23 protein-coding genes are annotated in these 16,055 nt (G+C 66.9%); 18 read left to right on the top strand and 5 right to left on the bottom strand.

Annotated elements, in window-relative coordinates; all coding sequences use genetic code 11:
• Positions 1-70 precede the first annotated feature (70 nt).
• Complete coding sequence (locus E5A74_RS14425; protein WP_240699822.1) at positions 71-727, bottom strand: winged helix-turn-helix transcriptional regulator; 657 nt, start codon at positions 725-727, stop codon at positions 71-73.
• 113 nt (positions 728-840) lie between these two features.
• Here E5A74_RS14425 and E5A74_RS14420 point away from each other — a divergent pair, with 113 nt between their 5' ends.
• From E5A74_RS14420 to E5A74_RS14380, 9 genes are all read left to right on the top strand, one after another.
• The gene (locus E5A74_RS14420; protein WP_135986171.1) at positions 841-1,548 is read left to right on the top strand and encodes a DUF899 family protein; all 708 of its coding nucleotides are present in this window, start codon (positions 841-843) and stop codon (positions 1,546-1,548) included.
• A 26-nt stretch (positions 1,549-1,574) separates the two neighbouring features.
• Complete coding sequence (locus E5A74_RS14415) at positions 1,575-1,982, top strand: VOC family protein (RefSeq protein WP_135986169.1); 408 nt, start codon at positions 1,575-1,577, stop codon at positions 1,980-1,982.
• Positions 1,983-2,110: 128 nt separating this feature from the next.
• Positions 2,111-2,551 carry a VOC family protein gene (locus E5A74_RS14410; RefSeq protein ID WP_135986167.1) on the top strand — a complete coding sequence of 147 codons (441 nt, stop codon included), beginning with the start codon at positions 2,111-2,113 and terminating at the stop codon, positions 2,549-2,551.
• Between the two features lie 12 nt (positions 2,552-2,563).
• A complete protein-coding gene (locus tag E5A74_RS14405) occupies positions 2,564-2,794 on the top strand; it encodes a DUF4287 domain-containing protein (RefSeq protein WP_135986165.1) in 231 nt (76 codons plus the stop codon).
• A gap of 23 nt (positions 2,795-2,817) precedes the next feature.
• On the top strand, positions 2,818-3,309 hold the full coding sequence (locus tag E5A74_RS14400; protein ID WP_135986163.1) for a VOC family protein: 492 nt from the start codon (positions 2,818-2,820) through the stop codon (positions 3,307-3,309).
• 10 nt (positions 3,310-3,319) lie between these two features.
• Positions 3,320-3,973, top strand: a complete 654-nt coding sequence (locus E5A74_RS14395; protein WP_135986161.1) for a glutathione S-transferase family protein — start codon at positions 3,320-3,322, stop codon at positions 3,971-3,973.
• A 14-nt stretch (positions 3,974-3,987) separates the two neighbouring features.
• Positions 3,988-4,713 (top strand): DUF1428 domain-containing protein, encoded by a 726-nt coding sequence (locus tag E5A74_RS21465; RefSeq protein ID WP_135986159.1) that lies wholly within the window; start codon positions 3,988-3,990, stop codon positions 4,711-4,713.
• Positions 4,714-4,727: 14 nt separating this feature from the next.
• Positions 4,728-5,501, top strand: coding sequence for a VOC family protein (locus tag E5A74_RS14385; protein ID WP_135986157.1), 774 nt, complete (start codon positions 4,728-4,730; stop codon positions 5,499-5,501).
• The gene (locus E5A74_RS14380; protein ID WP_135986154.1) at positions 5,501-6,148 is read left to right on the top strand and encodes a glutathione S-transferase family protein; all 648 of its coding nucleotides are present in this window, start codon (positions 5,501-5,503) and stop codon (positions 6,146-6,148) included. Before E5A74_RS14385 ends, E5A74_RS14380 begins: the two co-directional genes overlap by 1 nt.
• A gap of 95 nt (positions 6,149-6,243) precedes the next feature.
• Here E5A74_RS14380 and E5A74_RS14375 read toward each other — a convergent pair whose 3' ends face one another.
• Positions 6,244-6,858: a J domain-containing protein gene (locus E5A74_RS14375; protein ID WP_135986152.1), complete on the bottom strand. Its 615-nt coding sequence runs from the start codon at positions 6,856-6,858 to the stop codon at positions 6,244-6,246.
• A gap of 36 nt (positions 6,859-6,894) precedes the next feature.
• Here E5A74_RS14375 and E5A74_RS14370 point away from each other — a divergent pair, with 36 nt between their 5' ends.
• From E5A74_RS14370 to E5A74_RS14360, 3 genes are all read left to right on the top strand, one after another.
• Entirely contained in the window at positions 6,895-7,179 is a 285-nt protein-coding gene (locus E5A74_RS14370; RefSeq protein ID WP_135986150.1) for a BolA family protein, read from the top strand.
• Positions 7,180-7,181: 2 nt separating this feature from the next.
• Complete coding sequence (locus E5A74_RS14365) at positions 7,182-7,883, top strand: glutathione S-transferase (protein ID WP_135986148.1); 702 nt, start codon at positions 7,182-7,184, stop codon at positions 7,881-7,883.
• Positions 7,884-7,962: 79 nt separating this feature from the next.
• Entirely contained in the window at positions 7,963-8,862 is a 900-nt protein-coding gene (locus E5A74_RS14360; RefSeq protein ID WP_135986146.1) for a pirin family protein, read from the top strand.
• A gap of 27 nt (positions 8,863-8,889) precedes the next feature.
• On the opposite strand, the gene E5A74_RS14355 is transcribed toward E5A74_RS14360, so the two are convergent.
• The gene (locus E5A74_RS14355; RefSeq protein WP_135986144.1) at positions 8,890-9,726 is read right to left on the bottom strand and encodes a PspA/IM30 family protein; all 837 of its coding nucleotides are present in this window, start codon (positions 9,724-9,726) and stop codon (positions 8,890-8,892) included.
• 154 nt (positions 9,727-9,880) lie between these two features.
• On the opposite strand from E5A74_RS14355, the gene E5A74_RS14350 reads away from it, so the two are divergent.
• Positions 9,881-10,780, top strand: a complete 900-nt coding sequence (locus E5A74_RS14350; RefSeq protein WP_135986142.1) for an alpha/beta fold hydrolase — start codon at positions 9,881-9,883, stop codon at positions 10,778-10,780.
• A gap of 5 nt (positions 10,781-10,785) precedes the next feature.
• Here E5A74_RS14350 and E5A74_RS14345 read toward each other — a convergent pair whose 3' ends face one another.
• Entirely contained in the window at positions 10,786-11,163 is a 378-nt protein-coding gene (locus E5A74_RS14345; RefSeq protein ID WP_135986140.1) for a DUF6157 family protein, read from the bottom strand.
• Between the two features lies 1 nt (position 11,164).
• Entirely contained in the window at positions 11,165-12,247 is a 1,083-nt protein-coding gene (locus tag E5A74_RS14340; RefSeq protein WP_135986137.1) for a DUF2332 domain-containing protein, read from the bottom strand.
• A 49-nt stretch (positions 12,248-12,296) separates the two neighbouring features.
• On the opposite strand from E5A74_RS14340, the gene hisG reads away from it, so the two are divergent.
• From hisG to thiL, 5 genes are read left to right on the top strand one after another with little or no spacing between them, the layout of a single operon-like run.
• Positions 12,297-12,947: an ATP phosphoribosyltransferase gene (hisG, locus tag E5A74_RS14335; RefSeq protein ID WP_135986135.1), complete on the top strand. Its 651-nt coding sequence runs from the start codon at positions 12,297-12,299 to the stop codon at positions 12,945-12,947.
• Complete coding sequence (hisD, locus tag E5A74_RS14330; RefSeq protein ID WP_135986133.1) at positions 12,944-14,236, top strand: histidinol dehydrogenase; 1,293 nt, start codon at positions 12,944-12,946, stop codon at positions 14,234-14,236. Before hisG ends, hisD begins: the two co-directional genes overlap by 4 nt.
• Positions 14,236-14,625, top strand: a complete 390-nt coding sequence (locus tag E5A74_RS14325) for a hypothetical protein (RefSeq protein WP_135986130.1) — start codon at positions 14,236-14,238, stop codon at positions 14,623-14,625. Before hisD ends, E5A74_RS14325 begins: the two co-directional genes overlap by 1 nt.
• A gap of 59 nt (positions 14,626-14,684) precedes the next feature.
• Positions 14,685-15,146: a transcription antitermination factor NusB gene (gene nusB, locus E5A74_RS14320; RefSeq protein WP_135986128.1), complete on the top strand. Its 462-nt coding sequence runs from the start codon at positions 14,685-14,687 to the stop codon at positions 15,144-15,146.
• Positions 15,147-15,177: 31 nt separating this feature from the next.
• Positions 15,178-16,026: a thiamine-phosphate kinase gene (gene thiL / locus E5A74_RS14315; protein ID WP_135986126.1), complete on the top strand. Its 849-nt coding sequence runs from the start codon at positions 15,178-15,180 to the stop codon at positions 16,024-16,026.
• Positions 16,027-16,055 lie beyond the last annotated feature (29 nt).

Here is a 16,055-nt window from a genome sequence, read left to right as displayed (position 1 = left end):
AGGATCGGCTTCGCGAGGTAGTGGGGCGTTCGCCGCACTGCAACGTCAAAGCGCAGGGGGCTTCCGCCTATCAGTCGTTGGAGAAGACGGGAAGACCAAACAGATCGACGAAGCGCTGGCCGATCGCGGCATCGCCGGTGACGGTCACCCTGCCCTCGCGCATCGACACGGCCAGCGGGTCGCGGCCATAAAAGGTCGCCGCGAGCAGCGAGGGCTCGCCGGCGAAGACAACCTCGGCGCCCGCCGGGTCGCGCCGCTCGATCGCGAGCAACCCGTCCACGATCCGCGCGCGGAACGGCTCGCCGCCGACGCGGAAGCCGAGATCGGGGGCGAAATCGGGATCGGCGCGGTGATTCATCATCGTGCGCAGCGACAGCATGAAGGCGGTGTTGCTGAGCGGCAGCGTCACGTCGTGCGCGGGCGATCCCGCCGCCCAGCGGCTCAGGGCGAAGATCGGCTCCTCGAGCGCGGCACCCCATTTGGTGAGCTCGTACACCTGCGCATTGGCGGGTGAGGGGAGCGCCCGCTTGCGCAGGATCCCCGCCCTTTCCATCCCTTCGAGCCGCTGGGTGAGGATGTTGGCGCTGAGCCCGTCGAGCGCCCCGCGGATCTCGCCGAAGCGCCGCGGCCCGAGCAGCAGCTCGCGCACGATCAGCAGCGCCCAGCGCTCGCCGATCAGATCCATCGCCAGCGCGGTCCCGCAGGCGTCGCGATACCAGCGGCGCATCTGGATCAAATCGGGGTTAGTTATTTTTTGTGACTCCATGGTTGTTTTTTGTAACCGAGTCGGGCATCAAGATCAAGAAAGCGATTCGCGACACCCGAAAAGCGGAGGTTTGCATGACGGTCGAAACGATCCTGCCCCCGGTCGAGGTGCTGGCAGCGCGTGCCCGATCGCGCTGGCCGGGCGAAAGCGCCGAATATCGCGCGGCGCGCACCGCGCTGCTCGCCGACGAGATCGCGCTCCGCCGCCAGATCGAGCGCGTCGCCGAGCAGCGCCGCGCGCTGCCGCCGGGGCCGCTGGTCCCGGGCGACGCCTATAGCTTCGAAGGGCCCGAAGGCCCCGTGACGCTCGCCGAGCTGTTCGGCGACAAGGACACGCTGGTCGTCTACACATGGATGTTCGGGCCGCAGCGCGAGCGTCCGTGCCCGATGTGCACCTCTCTGCTCTCGGCCTGGGAAGGCGAGACGCGCGATATCCAGCAGCGCGTCGCGCTCGCGGTGACCGCGCGCTCGCCGCTCGACAAGCTCGAGACGTTCGCCGCCGGGCGCGGCTGGAAGCATCTGCCGCTCTATTCGGACGCGGACGGGACGTTCAGCCGCGATTTTTGGGCGGTCACCCCCGAGGGGGACGACATCCCGCAACTGCTCGTCTTCTCTCGCCGCGACGGCACCATCCGGTTCTTCTGGGCAGGGGAGATGGACGATCTGACGGCCGATCCCGGCCAAGACCCGCGCGGCGCACCCGATTTGATGCCGCTTTGGACGATTCTCGACGCCACTCCCGAGGGACGCGGCGCAGACTGGTATCCCAAGCTCGATTATTGAAACCGATTCCCCCGGGGAGATTTCCGATGACCCAAAAGCTCTTCATCAGCTTGCCCGTCTCGAACGTCGCCGCTTCGGTCGCCTTTTACGAAGCGATCGGCATGACCAGGGACGAGGCCTTTCCCGGCGGCGATAGCGGCGCGGCGATGAACTGGGGAGACGCGGTCTGCTTCATGCTCTCCAGCCATGCGGCGTTCGGCAGCCTGACGTCCAAGCCGATTGCCGACACCCACAAGACCGTCGCCAATCTGTTCGCGCTTTCCATGGACAGCCGCGACGCGGTGGATGCCATCTTCAGGGCCGCGCTCGCCACCGGCGGACGCGAAGTCCACGGCGTGGAGGATGAGGGGTTCATGTACAGCGTCGGATTCGAGGATCCCGACGGCCATGGCTTCGGCCCCTTCCATATGGACATGGCCGCGATGCCCGCCTGATCCGGGGGGCGCCGGGCGCGCACCCGATCCAATGCCCTTTTGGACGATCCCCGACTCGACTTCAGCGGCCGATGGGAGCGATGGACGCCCCCGGCTCGACTATTGAAACAAGCATTAGGAGAGACCCGATGACCCAGATGATCTTCGTCAACCTGCCCGTCGCCGACGTGGCGAAATCGACTGCCTTCTACGAGGCGATCGGCTGCACGAAGGATCTGCGCTTCAGCAACGAGAATGCCAGCGCGATGCAGCTTTCCGACACGATCGTGTTCATGATCCTGTCGCAGGACTTCTTCAGGACGTTCACCTCGAAGCCGATCGCCGATGCGCATGCGACCACCGAGGTGCTGATCTGCATCTCGCGCGACAGCCGCGATGCCGTCGACGCGATCGTCGAGAAGGCCGTGGCTGCCGGCGGCAAGGGCGATACCCGGGAGAAGCAGGACATGGGCTTCATGTACGGCCGCAATTTCGAGGATCTCGACGGCCATGTCTTCGAGCCGATGTTCATGGACATGGAAGCGGCGATGGCGGCCTTTCCCGATGGCCCCGCGCACGAGCCGGCCTGAGGGAGAAACCCGATGTCGTTCCAGGCCTATCTGACCAATATCGAGGCGAAGACCGGCAAGAGCCCCGCCGATTTCCGCGCTTATGCCGCGGCGAAGGACTGGCTCGCCGGCGAGACGCTGCGGCCCGGGATCAAGGCCGGCACGATCGTGGCCGATCTCAAGGCCGAGTTCGCGCTCGGCCACGGCCACGCCATGGCGATCGTCGCGCTGCTCAAGGGCAGCAAGAAGGAAGGCGACGCCTGAACCCTTTCGACAGGAGAGAGATCATGGACAAGCACCTCACCACCTGCATCTGGTACAACTACACTGCAGAAGAAGCCGCGAACTTCTATGCGTCGCTGCTGCCCGACAGCCGGGTCACCAACATCTACCGGACGCCGTCCGACACGCCGTCGCAAAAGGCCGGGGAAGTGATCGTCGTCGAATTCGAACTGATGGGCCAGAAGTTCATCGGTCTGAACGGCGGACCGCAATTCCCGCAGAGTGAGGCAGTGAGCTTCACCATCCACACCGACAACCAGGAAGAGACCGACAAGCTCTGGAACGCGATCGTCGGCAATGGTGGCGCCGAGAGCATGTGCGGCTGGTGCAAGGACAAATGGGGCGTCAATTGGCAGATCACGCCGAAGCAGCTCATCGCGCTGGGGCTCGCCAATCCCGATCGCGCCGCCGGCAAGCGCGCGATGGATGCGATGATGCAGATGAAGAAGATCGACATCGCCGCGATCGAGGCCGCGGCGGCTGCCGTCCCGGCCTGAGGAGGGCGCCATGTCGATCGAGATCACCGGGTTCAACTGGGTGCCCGATTTCGCCCGCGGCTATGTCCGCGATCTGCGTCCACGCTGGGCGTGCGAGGAGATCGGGCTGCCCTATGCGATGCGACTGCTCAGCCCCGTCCCGCCCAAGCCCGCCGCCTATTTCGACGAACAGCCCTGGGGGCAGGTGCCGGTGCTCCACGATGGCGAGGTCCAGCTGTTCGAGAGCGGCGCGATCCTGCTCCATCTCGGCGAGCGTGACGAACGCTTGCTGCCGCGCGATCCGCAGGCGCGCGCCACCGCGATCGCCTGGCTGTTCGCCGCGCTCAACAGCGTCGAGCCGTGGCTGTTCGAAGTCGCCAATGTCGAGATATTCTCGGCGAAGGAGGAATGGGCGAAGCTGCGCAAGCCGAGCCTCTTCGAAGCGACCGGCAAGCGGCTCGACGGGCTGGCGAACGCGCTGGGTGATCGCGAATGGCTGGGCGATGCGTTCGGCGTCGCGGACATCGCGATGGTCACCGTGCTGCGCAACGCCGATCACGCAACCCTCATGTCGAGCCGTCCGCGGCTCGCCGACTATGTCGCTCGCGGCATGGCGCGCCCCGCATTCCAACGCGCGCTCGCGGCGCAACTCGCCGACTTCGAACCGGAGCCGGTTGCCGCATAATCAGGAGAGAGACGATGCCTTATGTCGATGGTTTCGTAACCGCCGTCCCGACCGCCAACAAACAAGCCTATACCGAGCATGCCACCAAAGCCGCGGACCTGTTTCGCGCGCTGGGCGCCACGCGCATGGTCGAGGCGTGGGGCGACGACGTCCCCGACGGCAAGATCAACGACCTGAAAAAGTCGGTGCAGGCCAAGCCCGACGAGACGGTGCTGTTCAGCTGGATCGAATATCCCGACGCCGCGACCGGCAAGGCCGCGGGCGAGAAGATGATGAACGATCCGCAGGCGGCCGAGATGATGAAGGACATGCCGTTCGACGGCAGCCGGATGATCTATGCCAGCTTCGATTCGATCCTCGAGCAGGGCTCGGGCGAAAAGCCCGGCTATGTCGACGGCTTCGTCGTCGCGGTGCCGCAGGGCAAGAAGGACGCCTATGTCGCGATGGCGCAGAAGGCGGCGGGCATGTTCGAGAAGCATGGCGCGCTGCGGGTGGTCGAGAACTGGAGCGTCGATATCCCCGAGGGCAAGGTGACCGACTATAACCGCGCGACGCTGCGCGAGGACGGCGAGGATGTCGTCTATTCGTGGATCGAATGGCCCGACAAGGACACCCGGGCGGCCGCGTGGGAGAAGATCATGGCCGATCCCGACATGCAGCCGGGCGACGACATGCCGTTCGACGGCAAGCGCATGATGTGGGGCGGGTTCGTGCCCATCCTCGACGAAAAGCTGGCCTGAGCGGGAGAGCAACCATGACCAATCCCCATGGCACGCCGATCTGGTACGAGCTGATGACCAGCGACCCCGAGGCGATCCGCCCCTTCTACGAGCAGGTGGTCGGCTGGAGCGCGGTGCCCTATGCCAACGACACGCTGGCCGAGACGGGGGGGTATACCGTCTTCAACGCCCCCGACGGCCAGGGCGTCGCCGGGCTGATGAAGGTCCCCGAGCCGGGCCCCGCGCCCGGCTGGTATGGTTATATCGGCGTTGATGACGTCGATGCCGCCGCGGCGAAGCTCGCCGCGGCGGGCGGCGCGGTCCACATGCCGCCGACCGATCTAGAAGGCGTCGGGCGGATGGCGATGGTCACCGATCCGCAGGGCGTCGCTTTCTATCTGATGCGCGGCGCCAGCCCCGAGGCCAGCACCGCGTTCCAGCGCATGGCGATGGGCCATGGCGAATGGAACGAGCTCCAGACCAGCGACGATCAGGCCGCGCTCGCTTTCTATGGCGACCAGTTCGGCTGGAAGAAGGATGGCGCGATGCCGATGGGCGAGATGGGCGACTACAGCTTCCTCAGCCATGACGGCGGCATCATCGGCGCGGTGATGAAGGCGCCGCCCGGCACCCGGCCGGGCTGGAACTATTTCTTCCGCGTCGGCAGCATCGAGGAGGCGAAGCGCCGGATCGAAGGCGGCGGCGGCGCGGTGGTGCAGGGGCCGATGGAAGTCCCGGGCGGCGACTGGGTGATCTACGCCAGCGATCCGCAGGGCGCGAAGTTCGGCGTGGTGGGGACGAAGGGCTGATGCTCGAGCTCTTCCTCCACCCTTTCTCGTCGTACAGCTGGAAGGTGCTGATTCCGCTCTACGAGAACGGCACCGCGTTCACCTATCGGATGATCGAGCAGCCCGAAAATGGCGCCGAGCTCCACCGGCTCTGGCCGGTCGGCAAATTCCCGCTGCTGCTCGATCAGGGCAAGCCGATCTACGAATCGAGCACGATCATCGAGCATCTCCAGCGGCATCATCCGGGTCCGGTGCGCCTGATCCCGGAGGACGATGCCGGGATCGAGGTGCGCATGCTCGATCGCATCTTCGACAATCATGTGATGGCGCAGATGCAGCGCGTGGTGAACGACGCGCTGCGTCCGCCCGAGCGGCGCGATCCGGTCGAGGTCGAGCAGGCCAAGGCGGCGCTCGACAAGATCTATGGCTGGCTCGACGACTGGCTGGCCGGGCGGCAATGGGCGGCGGCGGACAGCTTCTCGCTCGCCGACTGCGCCGCCGCGCCGTCGCTCTTCTACGCCGATTGGGTGCACGAGATCCCCGAGACGCTGACGCATCTCCGCGCCTATCGCGCGCGGCTGCTCGCGCGTCCCTCGGTCGCGCGCGCGGTCGACGAGGCGCGGCCCTATCGCCATTATTTTCCGCCGGGCGCGCCCGACCGGGATTGACGGTTCGGGTCAGTGCTCCTGCGAAAGCAGGAGCCCAGAATCACGGGCCGAATCGTTTGTGGCTCTGAACTCCTGCTTTCGCAGGAGCACGAACTTCAGGCGAAGGCCGGCGTGGCCCTGAGGTGCTGATAGGCCTCGATCACCTTTTGCAGCTGCGCCTCGTGGCTGCGGTCGCCGCCGTTGCGATCGGGGTGATAGCGGCGGACCAGCTCGGAATAGGCTTTGCGCAGCGCGGTGCGATCGGCGTCGATCCCGAGCGCGAGCGTGCGCATCGCCTCGCGGTCCCTGCCCGACAGCGGCTTGCCGTCCTTGCGCGCGGCCTGGTCCTGCATCTTCTCGCGGAAGCGCGCGCCGATCGCGTCGAGCGGATCGGCGAAATCGGCCCAGCGCGGCGGGCGATCGGCGCCGCCGGTGGCGTTGAACGCACGCGTCTCGCGCTCCCAGCCGGCGAGCGGGCTCTGCGCGTCGTGGATCTCATCGGGGCTCATGCCGGCGAAGAAGTTGTAGCCCGAATTGAACGCGCGGACATGATCGAGGCACAGCCAGCGATATTCGCCGGGGCCGTCGAAGCCGTTGCGCGCGCCGTTGGCGGGCGCGCGGAACTCGCCCGGCTCGTTGCAGCCCGGCTCGGCGCACAGCCGGCCCTTCGCCTCCACGCGGCCGTGGAAGCGGGCATTGGGTCGATCTTTTCTGGGCTGGCCCTGGGCCACGCTACCTCCCTCGAACAAACCGCCTATATAAGCGCGATGACCGACCCTGCCAGCGGCCGACTCGCCGACATCATCGCCGCGCGTCTCACTGCCGCGCTCGCTCCGACGCAGCTCGAGGTGATCAACGACAGCCACCATCATTCGGGGCATCTCGGCGACGACGGCACCGGCGAATCGCACTGGACGGTGGTGATCGAAAGCGAGGCCTTTACCGGCGTCTCGCGCGTTCAGCGCCAGCGATTGATCAACACCGCGCTCGCCGATCTGCTCGCCGGCCGCATCCACGCGCTCGCGATCAGGGCCCGCGCACCGGGAGAATAGCGATGACGACGTACAAGCTCTGGTACTGGGCCGAGATCCAGGGGCGGGGCGAGTTCGTCAGGCTGGCGATGGAGGCCGGCGACATCGGCTATGTCGACATGGCGCGCGAGCGCGGCTCGGAGGCGCTGATCGCCGACATGAAGGCGCGGACCGATCGCCCGCCCTTCGCGCCGCCCTATCTCGACACCGGCGATCAGGTGATTGCGCAGGTCGCCAACATCCTGCTCTATCTCGGCGATCGCCACGGCATCGCGCCGGCGGACGAGGTCGCGCGGCGCTGGCTGCACGAGGTCCAGCTGACGATCACCGATTTCGTCGCCGAGGTGCATCAGGTCCATCATCCGGTCGGCACCGGCCTCTATTACGAGGACCAGAGGCGCGAGGCGGCGCGCTTCGCCAGGGAGTTCCGCGAGGCGCGCATGCCGAAGTTCCTCGGCTGGTTCGAGCGCTCGGTGGCGGGCGAATGGCTGACCGGCGAGCGCTGGAGCTATGGCGACACCTCGATCTTCCAGCTGATCGAGGGGCTGCATTACATGTTCCCGAAGCGGATGAAGGCGATCGAGCGCGACTATCCGAGGCTGCTGGCGATCCGCGACCGCGTCGCCCGGCTTCCCGGGATCCATGATTATTGCGCGAGCGACCGGCGGATCGGGTTCAACACCGACGGCATCTTCCGCCATTATCCCGAGCTCGACGCCGACTGATCGGAAAATCTGCCTTTCCAAACTGTGGCTGTCCGCTGCTGCCGCGCCGGGCTAAAGTTCGGCTCCAGCGGAGGAAGCGATGCGCGAAGACCTGATCACCATGACGATCGAGCCCACCACGCATGATCTGGGCGGGTTCAAGGTCCACCGGACCCTGCCGTCGCGGCCGCGGACGATGGTGGGGCCGTTCATCTTCTTCGATCAGATGGGTCCGGCGCGGCTCGAGCTCGGCACCGGCATCGACGTGCGCCCGCACCCGCACATCAACCTCGCCACGGTGACCTATCTGTTCGCCGGCGCGATCGATCATCGCGATTCGCTCGGCACCTTCGCGACGATCGAGCCCGGCGCGGTCAATCTGATGACCGCGGGGCACGGCATCGTCCATTCGGAGCGCTCGCCCTCGGCCGAGCGCGCGATCGGGCCCGAGCTTTCGGGGATCCAGACCTGGCTCGCGCTGCCCGACGGGCGCGAGGAGATCGATCCGGCGTTCGAGCATGTCGCCGCCGCCGAGCTGCCGGTGATCGCGGCGCACGGCGCCACCGCGCGGGTGATCATGGGCACGCTGTGGGGCGCCGCCGCGCCGACCACCACCTATGCCCAGACCATCTATGCCGATATCGCGCTGGTGCCCGGCGCGAGCATTCCGATCGACGCCAATGCCGACGAGCGCGCGCTCTATGTCGCGGACGGCGAGGCGAGCCTCGACGGGCTGCCGCTGATTCCGATGACGCTCTACGTGCTGCGCCCCGGCGTCGCCGCCACGCTGCGCTCGGACCGCGGCGGACGGGTGATGCTGTGCGGCGGCGAGGCGTTCACCACGCCGCGCCATGTCTGGTGGAACTTCGTCTCGTCGAGCCGCGACCGGATCAACCAGGCCAAGCAAGACTGGAAGGCGGGCAGCTTCCCCAAGGTGCCGGGCGACGACAAGGAATGGATCCCGATCCCGGAGGTCCCGAAGACGGTGAGCTATCCCTGAGATTCTCAACTATGGTAAGCGCGTAAGCTAGATAGTTTTCCTATGACTGCACGGCCTGAAATAGGCCGGCTCATTGTCGCCACGGCGAGTTTTGTCGAAACTGCAGGAATATCCGCATTCATTGTACAGAGAGCAGTACTTGAATATCACGTCCACCCGATCCCATATCAGTTTGCGAAAATTGGATATGTCTTCAACATTTTGATATGGTGTGTGGTATATGGATAATTCTTTTCCAGGTTGTAGGGTGTATGACTCGAAAATACTGTTCCATCTAGGTGTTTCATTTAAGAACATCTCCGTATCAACATACTCCAAGTCAGAAATGTTGGGTAGCAACGATCCATCCAAGTAAATCTTTATGTCTTGTATTATGGCTGGCCCTGAGCCGTGATTGTATATGTATATGCCTACTTCTTCGTCTCCGGATGATGCTCTTCTGTCGAACCCTACTACCGGAGTAACTGATATTCTATTGTGAATGTCTGCCTGATTAAGTTGACGATTTGCTGCATTTGCTGTTGCGGATAAAGCATTTGATTGCAATCGCATCTCATTGATTTGATTGGTTAGTTGAACCAGCTGCTTTTTTGTTACTTCTGCCATCTCGCTCGCCGCCTTTGATTGTTCTTGGCTGGCTTCAGCTTGCCTGTTTAGAGTTTTCAATGATTCGGCTGCTTGTTCGCCGCTTAGCACACTCTCTCTTTGGGTAAGCACCGTAGATGTCACGACGACAACAGCGCCCACCCCGGCTGTCGCCAATGTAGCCCAGTCGAACCAATCGCGAGAGGGTCTGGCGCCAAGGGGATCCCGTTTGTCCCGTAGCGGCGATCGTAGTGTGGTTTTCTTGATTCTCTTGTACATGGCTCTCAAATCCCATCTTGGTTCAAGACGCACGTGATACAGAGAAGGTATTTTATACATGAGATGACCGGTTTTGGAAAACTATGGTTGCGATTTTCCGTGAGTTACTTTGATATCAACGGATAAAGGGCCTGTGACGCAAATAGGAGGGCCGATGTCGGACCCATTACTTCGACGCATATCCCTTGCCACCGGCGTCGCGCTCGACGTCGCCATTGCCGGCGATCCCGCCAAGCCGGCGATCTTCCTGCTTCACGGCTTCCCCGAATCGCACCGCACCTGGCGCCACCAGATCCCCGAACTCGCGCGCGATTATTTCGTCGTCGCCCCCGATCAGCGCGGCTTCGCGCGCTCGTCCAAGCCCGAGGGCGTCGACAGCTACGGCCCGGGCAAGGCGGCCGGCGACCTGCTCGCGCTCGCCGACCATCTCGGGGTCGGACGCTTCACGCTGGTTGGGCACGATTGGGGCGGGGCGATCGCGTGGATGGCGGCGCTGCAGAACCCGCAGCGCGTCGCGCGGCTGATCATCGTCAACGCGCCGCATCCGCTGGTCTTCCAGCGCGCGCTGTTCGACGATCCCGCGCAGCGCAAGGCGAGCCAGTATATCACGCGCTTCCGCGACACGACGATCGATCAGGGGCTGGTCGGCGCGGGGCTCGAGCGCTTCTTCGCCTCGACCTTCACCCGGCACCTGGTCAGCGCAGTCGCGGGCGAGGACAAGGCAGCCTATCTCGACGAATGGAGCCAGCCCGGCGCGATGACCGCGATGCTCAACTGGTATCGCGCCTCGCCGATCGTCGTTCCCGCGCCCGACGCGGAACCCGAGCGCCCCGCCTGGCTCGACGCGCCGTTCCCGCCGATCGTCCAGCCGACCCTGGTGATCTGGGGGATGCGGGATTTCGCGCTGCTCCCGGGCCAGCTCGCGCTCGCGGATCTGGTGCCCGATCTGACGATTGCGCGCATCGAGGATGGCGGCCATTTCGTGCCATGGGAGAAGCCCGAGGCGGTGACCGCGGCGATGCGGAAATGGCTGGCGGCGCATCCCGTGCGTTAGGCGCCTCAGCGCTTGCTGCGCATCCCCGGCGTCTTCTTAACCGAAGCATCGTCGAGCAGCCGGCGATAGTCGGCGCCCTGCGAATCGAGCAGCGCGATTCGGCCCTCGCCATCGTGATGGATTCCCCAGCCGAACTGCTTGACCAGCGGCGAGGCGCGCAGGCACGCCTGCGGCGTCGCGAAGAATTCCTCGCGGCGCTTCCCGCCGCCGCGCGCGCGGTGCGTCGCGTAGAGAAGGTCGTCGCTGGTCATCGCATAGGGCGTGGCGAGCAGGCCGTGCTGCACCGTGGCGATGGTGCCGGGCTTTTCGGGGATCGTCCCGCCCGGCACCGGGCAATCCGCCGAGACCGTGATCAGCGTATCGCGATAATTGGTGCTGTGCATTTCACCAGGCCCGCATGACATAGGGCCGCGTCTCGTAGGGCGGTTCGAGCGCCTCGACCCACGCGCCATGCGCATGGGTGAGCGCGACCAGCTCCATCGGGGTGTCGCCCGGCCAGCCGCGGACGCGGACCTCGTGGCGGTGGAGGTCGCGATTGGGTTCCATCATCACCCAGCCGAGCGGGCGTTCGGGCGTCGCGCGCGCCCCCGCCGCGGCCATCGCCCCGGCGATGCGGCGCTGGGTCGGCTCGGGGAGATATTGCCACACCACCGAATGCATCAGCACCCGCGTCACGCCCCCGGGCTGCGGTTCGGCGAGCCGTGCTTCGACCCAGTCGGCGGCGTCGCCCTGCACCAGATCGACCCCCTCGGCGCGGACCATCGCGATCGTCTTTTCGAGCCGGGCCTGGCGCTCGACATTCTCGACCCAGCAATAGGCCTGCAGCCGCTCGGCGTCGCGCTCGCCGGAAAGATCGAGCGGCTGGATGTCGACGCCGCTGGTCCGAACGATCTCGACCGGCGCGTCGGGCGGCGGTGGTCCGCGCCATTCGGGCCGGATCGTGACCGGCGAGTCCGTCGGCCCGAAGCGCGCGCCGCCCAGATCGAAGCGATAGCGGCTGATCAGCAGGTTAAGCCCCGCGCTCGATCCGATCTCGAGCAGCTCGAACCTCGGGCCATAGCGCGCGGCGAGGTGGAGGATCCCGGTCATCAGCCCCGCCGAGCGCCCGGCCTCGTTGGTCTGGGGCGGGCCGTCGAGCCACGGCAGCAGCGCGGCATCGTGCGCGACGAACACCCGGTTGAGGATCGCCGCGACCGCGGCCTCGTCGGTCACCGCGCCGCTGAACACCGGCGCGATCTCGGGCACGCCGCGGCGATACAGCGCGTGCAGCCCGCCGATCAGCCGCAGCACCAGCGCGTCGGCGACCGGCTCGCCCGGCCAGTCGAGCACGCGGCGTCCGGTGGCGCTGTCGCGGGTGAGATGCTCGCCGAGCACGGTCGCGATCCGCGCGGTGATCGGCGCGGCCATCGCGGTGCAATAGCCGGCCTGGATGCGGAAGCTGTCGCGGTTGCGCTGCTCGTCGGCCATGCCGCGCTTGTTGCGCCCGCTTGTCCCCCCAAGTAAAGCCCCCGCACCCATGGCCGAACCGCTCATTCTCGCCGTCCCCAAAGGGCGCATCCTCGACGAGGCATTGCCGCTGCTCGCGGCGGTCGGCATCGTGCCCGAGCCCGCCTTTTCCGATCCCGACAGCCGGGCGCTGCGTTTCGCGACCAACAGCCCGGCGATCGACCTGATCCGGGTGCGCGCGTTCGACGTCGCCACCTTCGTGGCGCACGGCGCCGCGCAGCTCGGCATCGTCGGCTCGGACGTGCTCGCCGAATTCGACTATTCGGAGCTCTATGCCCCGGTCGATCTCGGCATCGGCCATTGCCGGATCTCGGTCGCCGAGCCGGTCGATCTCGCCGAGAAGGACGATCCGCGCGGCTGGAGCCATGTTCGCATCGCGACCAAATATCCGCATATCACCCGCGCCCATTTCGAGGCGCGCGGGGTGCAGGCCGAGTGCGTCAAGCTGAACGGGGCGATGGAGCTGGCGCCGGTGCTCGGGCTCGCGCCGCGCATCGTCGACCTCGTCTCGTCGGGGCGCACGCTCAAGGAGAATGGTCTCGTCGAGGTCGAGGTGATCGCCGAGGTCACCAGCCGGCTGATCGTCAACCGCGCGGCGTTCAAGATGCGCGCTACCGAAGTGGTGCCGCTGGTCGATGGCTTCCGGAAGGCAGTGGCGTGATCCGCCTCGACGCCACTTCGCCCGACTTCGCCGCGCAGTTCACCGCGCTCGTCAACGCGCGCCGCGAGGCCGACGAGGATGTCGCGCGCAACGTCACGCACATCATCAAGCGCGTCCGCGACGAAGGCGATGCCGCGCTGCGCGACCTGACCCGGCTGTTCGACAAGCATGATCTCGACCAGAGCGGCTGGACGATCGATCGCGCCGATTGCCTCGCGGCATGGGAAGGGCTGACCCCCGAGCTGCGCGACGCGCTCGAGCTCGCCGCCGAGCGGATCGCAGTCTATCACGCGAAGCAGAAGCCGCAGGACAGCGACGGGATCGACGCCGCCGGCATCCGGCTCGGCGCGCGCTGGCGGGCGGTGGATTCGGCCGGGGTCTATGTCCCCGGCGGCCGCGCGGCCTATCCCTCGTCGGTGCTGATGAACGCGATCCCCGCCAAGGCGGCAGGCGTGCGCCGGCTGGTGATGGTCACGCCGACGCCCAATGGCGACGTCAATCCGCTGGTCCTCGCCGCGGCGCACATCGCCGGAGTCGACGAGTTCTGGCGCGTCGGCGGGGCGCAGGCCGTCGCCGCGCTCGCCTATGGCACCCACAAGATCGCGCCGGTCGACGTCGTCACCGGCCCCGGCAACGCGTGGGTCGCCGAGGCCAAGCGCCAGCTCTACGGCGTGGTCGGGATCGACATGGTTGCCGGGCCCAGCGAGATCGTCGTGGTCTCGGACGGCAGGAACGATCCCGACTGGATCGCCGCCGATCTGCTCAGCCAGGCCGAGCACGACCCGACCAGCCAGTCGATCCTGTTCACCGACGATGCCGGCTTCGCCGATCGCGTGGCCGAAGCGGTCGATGCCCAGATCGCGCAGCTCGCCACTGCCGCGACGGCGCGGGCGAGCTGGGACGCCAATGGCGCGATCATCGTCGTGCCGAGCCTCGTCGAGGCGATTCCGTTGTGCGACCGGCTCGCGCCCGAGCATCTCGAGCTCGCCTGCGACGATGCCGAGGCGCTGTTCGACATGGTCCGCCACGCCGGCTCGGTGTTCATCGGCCGCTACACGCCCGAGGCGGTCGGCGATTATGTCGCGGGGCCCAATCACGTGCTGCCCACCGGCCGCCGCGCGCGCTTCGCCTCGGGGCTGTCGGTGCTCGACTTCATGAAGCGGACCAGCTTCCTCGCGCTCGATGCCGACGGGCTCGCCGCGATCGGCCCCGCCGCGGTGGCGCTGGCGAAAGCGGAAGGGCTGCCCGCGCATGCCGAATCGGTCGCGATCCGGCTCAGGAACGGCTGATGCGCGCGCCCGACCTGATCGAGGATGGCTGGTGCCTCGAAAGCGGCGAGGACTATCATCAGCTCAACCCCGAGACCTTCGAGATCCCCGACGCGGCGGTGCGCCGCAACCTGCGCATCGGCGATTTCGCCAAGCTGATCTTCGCCGTCGCTGTCGAGGGCGACGAGGATCCGATCTACGAGCGGATGTGGGTGGTGGTGCGCGAAGTCGCGGGCGAGGGCTATTACGGCCTGCTCGATAACGCCCCCGACATCGACGAGAATGACGAGTTCTGGATCGGCACCGAACTGCCCTTCGGTCCCGAGCATGTGATCGAGGTGCAGGCCGGCGACGCGGAAAGCGGCACCTATGCCGCGCGCACGCCGTTGCGGGAGTGGCCGCGCGACTAGTTGCCGCGGCGAAGCACGCCCCCTTTGCCTTTGGCGGCGCGCGCGCCTATCTGCGCGCGATGCCCAGCCCCAAAGCCAAATCCCGTTCCAGGGCCCGCGCCGCCGCGCGGCTCGCCGCCGTGCAGGCGCTCTATCAGCAGGAGATGGAGGGCACGAAGCTGCCCGTGCTGCTCAACGAATTCCACCAGCATCGCCTCGGCGCGACGATCGAGGATGTCGAATATGTCGATGCCGACGTCGCGTTCTTCGACGATATCGTCAGCGGCGTCGACGCGCGGCGCGAGGAGATCGACCGGTTGATCGCCGCCCGCCTCGCCGCCGATTGGTCGCTCGACCGGCTCGACAAGCCGATGCGCCAGATCCTGCGCGCCGGCACCTATGAGCTGCTCGCGCGCGCCGACGTCCCCGTGGGCGCGGTGATCAGCGAATATCTCGACGTGACCGACGCGTTCTACGACCGGCGCGAGAAGGGGTTCGTCAACGGCATCCTCGACGCCGTCGCCAAGGACGTGCGGGGTTGAATTCTATCCTCCCCCTCCGGGAGAGGATCTAATGAACGAAGCCGATTTCATCGCGGCGTTGCGCGCGCTCCCGCTCCACCCGGGCGCGCAGGCGCTGCGCGACGACGCCGCGGTGATCGAGATCGGCGGCGAGGCGCTGGTCCTCACCCACGACGCGATCGCCGAGGGCGTGCACTACCGCCCCGGCACCGATCCCGCCGATATCGCGTGGAAGCTCGTCGCGGTGAACCTCTCCGATCTCGCCGCCAAGGCGGCCGAGCCGATCGGAGTGCTGATCGGCGCGACGCTGGTCGAGGGTGCCGAGCGCTTCGTCGAGGGCCTGCGCGAGGTGCTCGAGGCGTACGGCGTCGCGCTGCTCGGCGGCGACACGATCGCGCATGCCGGCCCGGCCACTTTCGGCTGCACCGCGATCGGCCGCGCCACGGTGCGCCCGGTCCCTGCCCGGACGGGCGCGCGGGCAGGGGACGCGCTCTACGTCACCGGCAGCATCGGCGCGGCGCTGCTCGGGTTCGAGGCGGGCGACGGCGCCGCCTATCTCCGCCCCACGCCGCGGCTCGCCGAGGGACTGGCGCTCGGGCCGCATGTCCATGCGATGATGGACGTCTCGGACGGCCTTCTGCTCGACGCGCGCCGCATGGCCGAGGCGAGCGGCTGCACCGCCGCGATCACGCTCGACGCGGTGCCGTTCGCGGCAGGCACGACCGACCGGCTCGCCGCGGCGCGCTGGGGCGACGACTATGCGCTGCTCTTCGCCGCGCCCGACGGCGTGGCGCTGCCGGTGCCCGCGACGCGCATCGGCGCGATGCTGCAAAAGGGCGCGGAACCCCTTCTGCTCGATGGAAAATCTCCCCCGGAACGGCTCGGCTACGAGCACCGCTGAGGCGGGTTGCGCCTGGTACGGGTGCCCGA

It is taken from the genome of Sphingomonas naasensis, assembly GCF_004792695.1.
Lineage (GTDB): Bacteria > Pseudomonadota > Alphaproteobacteria > Sphingomonadales > Sphingomonadaceae > Sphingomonas > Sphingomonas naasensis.
The sequence above is the reverse complement of the archived record's forward strand: the minus strand, read 5'-3'. Positions and strand labels throughout refer to the sequence as shown.